Origin of the sequence: Arthrobacter sp. H41, from assembly GCF_000520535.1 — a bacterium.
Classification (GTDB): domain Bacteria; phylum Actinomycetota; class Actinomycetes; order Actinomycetales; family Micrococcaceae; genus Arthrobacter_D.
The window spans coordinates 30,016-34,145 of record NZ_KI914793.1; the positions used below are offsets into that span (position 1 = coordinate 30,016).

Sequence of the window (4,130 nt, forward strand, 5' to 3'; positions counted from 1 at the left end):
GCCCCGCCAGTGTCTCAAGGCTGGTGTCGGCTCGCGGTCCCTCGTCGGTGGTGACGGAGAAGGAGCGCTTTCCCTGGTTCACCTGGACTGCCACGATCTCGTCGTCGAACCGGCCCGCTTCCCCGGCGGCAACGGCGCGCTGGTGGGAGCGCAGCGCGAAGCGGTCGGCGTCGTGACGCGAGATGCCGTCCACCGTGGCGAGTTCCTCCGCTGTCTCGGGCATCGAGTAGGTGAGCTTGTCCTTCGCCGCCAACTGCGGGTTGGTGAACCGCCAGCCGATGGAGGTATCGAAGACGTCTCCCGGTTTGGCGAAGGCTTTGCCCGGCTTCTCCATGACCCACGGCGCCCGGCTCATGGATTCGACGCCGCCCGCCACCACGATGTCGGCGGCGCCGGCCTTGATCATGTGCGAGGCCATGAGAATCGCCGAAAGCCCCGAGGCGCACAGCCGGTTGACGGTAATGCCGGGAATGCTGTCCGGCAGCCCTGCGAGCAGGGTCGCCATGCGGGCGACGTTGCGGTTCTCCTCGCCTGCTCCGTTCGCATTGCCGAGAATCACCTCGTCGATACTCGAGGGATCGATCCCCGCCCTGCTCACGGCTTCCCGCACCACGAGCGCCGCGAGGTCGTCGGGGCGAACACTCGAGAGCGCTCCGCCGTACCTGCCAACAGGGGTGCGCACCCCACCCACCAGGAAAGCTTCAGCCATAGCCGTCTCCATCGTCGTCGGTTTTCCGGAGCCGGTATTTACCGACCGATCGTTCTGTAAAAACTGTAGCAGGAATCCTCCACCGCCCGCCGGCTTCCGGCGGCCCTGCCCGGGCATTGCGGATCGAAACCGTCCGCAATTCCCTGTGCTACTCCCGATCCCTTGCCTAGCCTTTCCCCATGGCATTCAACATCCAGATCACGATCGACTGCACCGACCCCCACTCCCAGGCGGACTGGTGGGCGAAGACCCTGGAGTGGGTCGTCGAGCCGACGGACCAGTCGTTCATCGACAAGATGCTCGAGGCAGGCTACGCCCGACCCGACGACCTGATGGAGTACTGCGGCACCCGGGTGTGGAAGGCCGGCGCCGCCGTCTGCCGGGCCGAAGAGGTAGGAACCAAGGGGCGGCAACGCCTCCTGTTCCAACCCGTCCCGGAACCGAAGACCGCGAAGAACCGCGTTCATCTGGACATCAACCTCGACGACGGCGACAAGGACGTCCTGCGGGCCTCCCTCGAGGCACGCGGCGCGAGGTTCCTGTACCAGGCCTCGCAGGGACCGCACATCTGGTACACGATGGCCGACCCCGAGGACAACGAGTTCTGTCTCGGTTAGGTCCACCGCTGAGGACCTGCTTCCTGTCCGGAACCCGCCGCCCGGCTAGACTCTGGTGGTGGCATTCGATCTTCCTCCCCAGATATCCGACACCTTCGACCCCTTCAGGTGGCGCGTCGTGGCGGGCTTCGAGGACTTCACCGACCTGACCTACCACCGGCAGGTGGAACGGGATGGCGACGGGCGCATCCTTCGGGACCTACCGACGGTGCGCATCGCCTTCGACCGGCCCGAAGTGCGCAATGCGTTCCGCCCCGGAACCGTGGACGAGCTGTACCGAGCGATGGACCACGCCCGGATGAGCCCCGACATCGCAACCGTCCTCCTCACCGGCAACGGCCCGTCTCCCAAGGACGGCGGGCACTCGTTCTGCTCGGGCGGCGACCAGCGGATCCGCGGGCGCGACGGCTACCGCTATGCGGAAGGTGCGACGACGGAGACGATCGACCCTGCACGCGCGGGACGCCTCCATATCCTCGAAGTGCAGCGCCTGATGCGCACCATGCCGAAGGTCGTGATCGCCGTCGTCAACGGCTGGGCTGCGGGCGGCGGGCACAGCCTGCACGTCGTGGCCGACCTGACGATCGCCTCCCGGCAGCACGGCCGCTTCAAGCAGACCGATGCGACCGTGGGAAGCTTCGACGCCGGCTACGGCTCGGCACTCCTGGCCCGGCAGATCGGCCAGAAAAAGGCCCGTGAAATCTTCTTCCTGGCGCGCGAATATACCGCGGAGGACATGGTGGCCGCCGGAGCAGTCAATGAGGCAGTGGATCATGAGCTCCTCGAGGATACGGCACTGCGCTACGCGGCAGACATCGCCCGCCAGAGCCCGCAGGCCATCCGCATGCTGAAGTTCGCCTTCAATCTGCCCGACGACGGCCTCGCGGGCCAGCAGGTCTTCGCCGGCGAAGCCACGCGGCTGGCCTATATGACCGATGAGGCAACCGAGGGCAAGGAAGCCTTCCTGGAAAAGCGCGACCCCGACTGGTCCGCATTCCCCTACTACTTCTAGGATCTGCATGGAACTCCTTCCCATCCACACCCCCACCGGCTTCGACCCGCTGACCCTGCTCTCGCCGCTCGCCGACGCGCTTGCCGGCGAAGGTCCCGCTGTCGCTCCCCACAGCGAGCCCGGCCAGCAGTTCGACGGCGAGTTGCCCAATGACGAGATCGCGGCAGTCATCAGCACGTCCGGATCAACCGGCCTCCCCAAGCAGACTCTGCTGAGCGTCGACGCCCTTGCGGCCTCGGCGATGGGAACGGCCCTGGCCTTGAAGGCCGAGGGCCAGTGGCTCCTGACCCTTCCCGTCCACTATGTTGCGGGCTTCCAGGTGCTGGTGCGCTCGCTGTACGCAGGAACCAGGCCCTGGATCCTGGACAGTGCGGAATCCTTCACCGCTGACGCCTTCACCGACGCTGCGGGAGAGCTCACCGACCGCGTGCGGTTCACGTCCCTGGTGCCCACGCAGCTGCAGCGGCTCCTCGTTGATCCCTCCCCCAGCACCCTGAAGGTCCTCAAACGATTCGATGCGATCCTGCTCGGCGGCGCTCCCGTGGGCTCGTCGCTGCGCAGCGAGGTCCGAAAGCATGGCCTGAACGTCGTGACGACCTACGGGATGAGTGAGACGTGCGGTGGGTGCGTGTACGACGGCGTGCCGCTCGACGGCGTCCAGGTCCTTTCCGAAGAGGGCCGGCTGTGGATCGGCGGGCCGGTCCTGGCTGACGGGTACCTCAACAGCCCCGAGCTCACCGACGAACGTTTTCCCTTCAACTCCGGGCAACGCTGGTTCCGGACGGACGACGCCGGAGAGGTCGCCCCGGACGGAGCCGTCTCCGTGGGCGGACGGATGGATGATGTCATCGTCACCGGCGGCCTGAAGGTCTCGGCAGCTGTGGTGGCGGACGTCATCGAATCGATCCCGGGAGTGAGCCACGCGCTCGTCGTCGGCGTCCCGAGCACCCAGTGGGGCACCGCGGTGGCCGCCGCTGTCGTCGGCACCGCGGAAGCCCAGCTGGTGCGCCAGCGCGTGCAGGACGTGCTGGGCGCCCATGCGGTGCCGAAGTCGGTGCTGACGCTCGATGCGCTGCCGCTCCTGCCGGGAGGGAAGCCCGACCGCAGGACCATCCAGGCTCTGCTCGCGAAAGCCGGCTCCTGACCGGACTCTCCGGCCATCCACCCGAACTCGCTCAACCAGTAAAGGAACTCCCGTGGCGACTGCCGCTCAATGGCTCGAGGGAGCCCGCCCCCGGACGCTGCCCATGGCCGTGGCTCCGGTGATCATCGGCAGTGCGGCGGCCTACGGGCTGGGTGGTTTCAGGTTCTTCAACGCCGTGCTGGCCGCCGCAGTGGCAGTGCTGCTGCAGGTGGGCGTCAATTATGCGAACGACTATTCCGACGGCATCCGCGGCACTGACGACAACCGTGTGGGCCCGCTACGGCTCACCGGCTCGGGAGCCGCAGCGCCGCGCCAGGTCAAGTTCGCGGCCTTCGGCTGCTTCGCCGCCGCCATGGCCGCCGGCCTCCTGCTGATTATTCTCTCGCAGGCATGGTTCCTACTGCTGGTGGGAATCGGCTGCGTTGCCGCGGCATGGGGTTACACAGGGGGCAGGAATCCCTACGGCTACCGCGGCCTCGGCGATCTCTTCGTCTTCGTGTTCTTCGGCCTCGTGGCAACGCTCGGCACCACCTACACCCAGGCGGGGCAGCTGAGCGCCCCGGCCTGGATCGGCGCGGTGGGTACCGGCCTGATCGCGATGGCACTGCTCATGGCCAACAACGTGCGCGACATTCCGACCGACCGCGA

At 67.2% G+C, this 4,130-nt stretch carries 5 protein-coding genes; 4 read left to right on the top strand and 1 reads right to left on the bottom strand.

Annotation, left to right across the window (positions count from 1 at the left end):
- Positions 1 to 709: thiolase family protein (locus Y705_RS18685; protein ID WP_275450803.1), on the bottom strand; the 709-nt coding region annotated here is incomplete at its 3' end.
- Positions 710 to 888: 179 nt separating this feature from the next.
- Here Y705_RS18685 and Y705_RS0109135 point away from each other — a divergent pair.
- From Y705_RS0109135 to Y705_RS23125, 4 genes are all read left to right on the top strand, one after another.
- A complete protein-coding gene (locus tag Y705_RS0109135; RefSeq protein WP_026532639.1) occupies positions 889 to 1,326 on the top strand; it encodes a VOC family protein in 438 nt (145 codons plus the stop codon).
- Between the two features lie 58 nt (positions 1,327 to 1,384).
- On the top strand, positions 1,385 to 2,338 hold the full coding sequence (locus Y705_RS0109140; RefSeq protein ID WP_026532640.1) for a 1,4-dihydroxy-2-naphthoyl-CoA synthase: 954 nt from the start codon (positions 1,385 to 1,387) through the stop codon (positions 2,336 to 2,338).
- Positions 2,339 to 2,345: 7 nt separating this feature from the next.
- On the top strand, positions 2,346 to 3,482 hold the full coding sequence (locus tag Y705_RS0109145; RefSeq protein ID WP_049822531.1) for an AMP-binding protein: 1,137 nt from the start codon (positions 2,346 to 2,348) through the stop codon (positions 3,480 to 3,482).
- Between the two features lie 52 nt (positions 3,483 to 3,534).
- Positions 3,535 to 4,130, top strand: a 596-nt coding sequence (locus Y705_RS23125) for a 1,4-dihydroxy-2-naphthoate polyprenyltransferase (RefSeq protein WP_253908553.1), incomplete at its 3' end; no start/stop codon positions are given.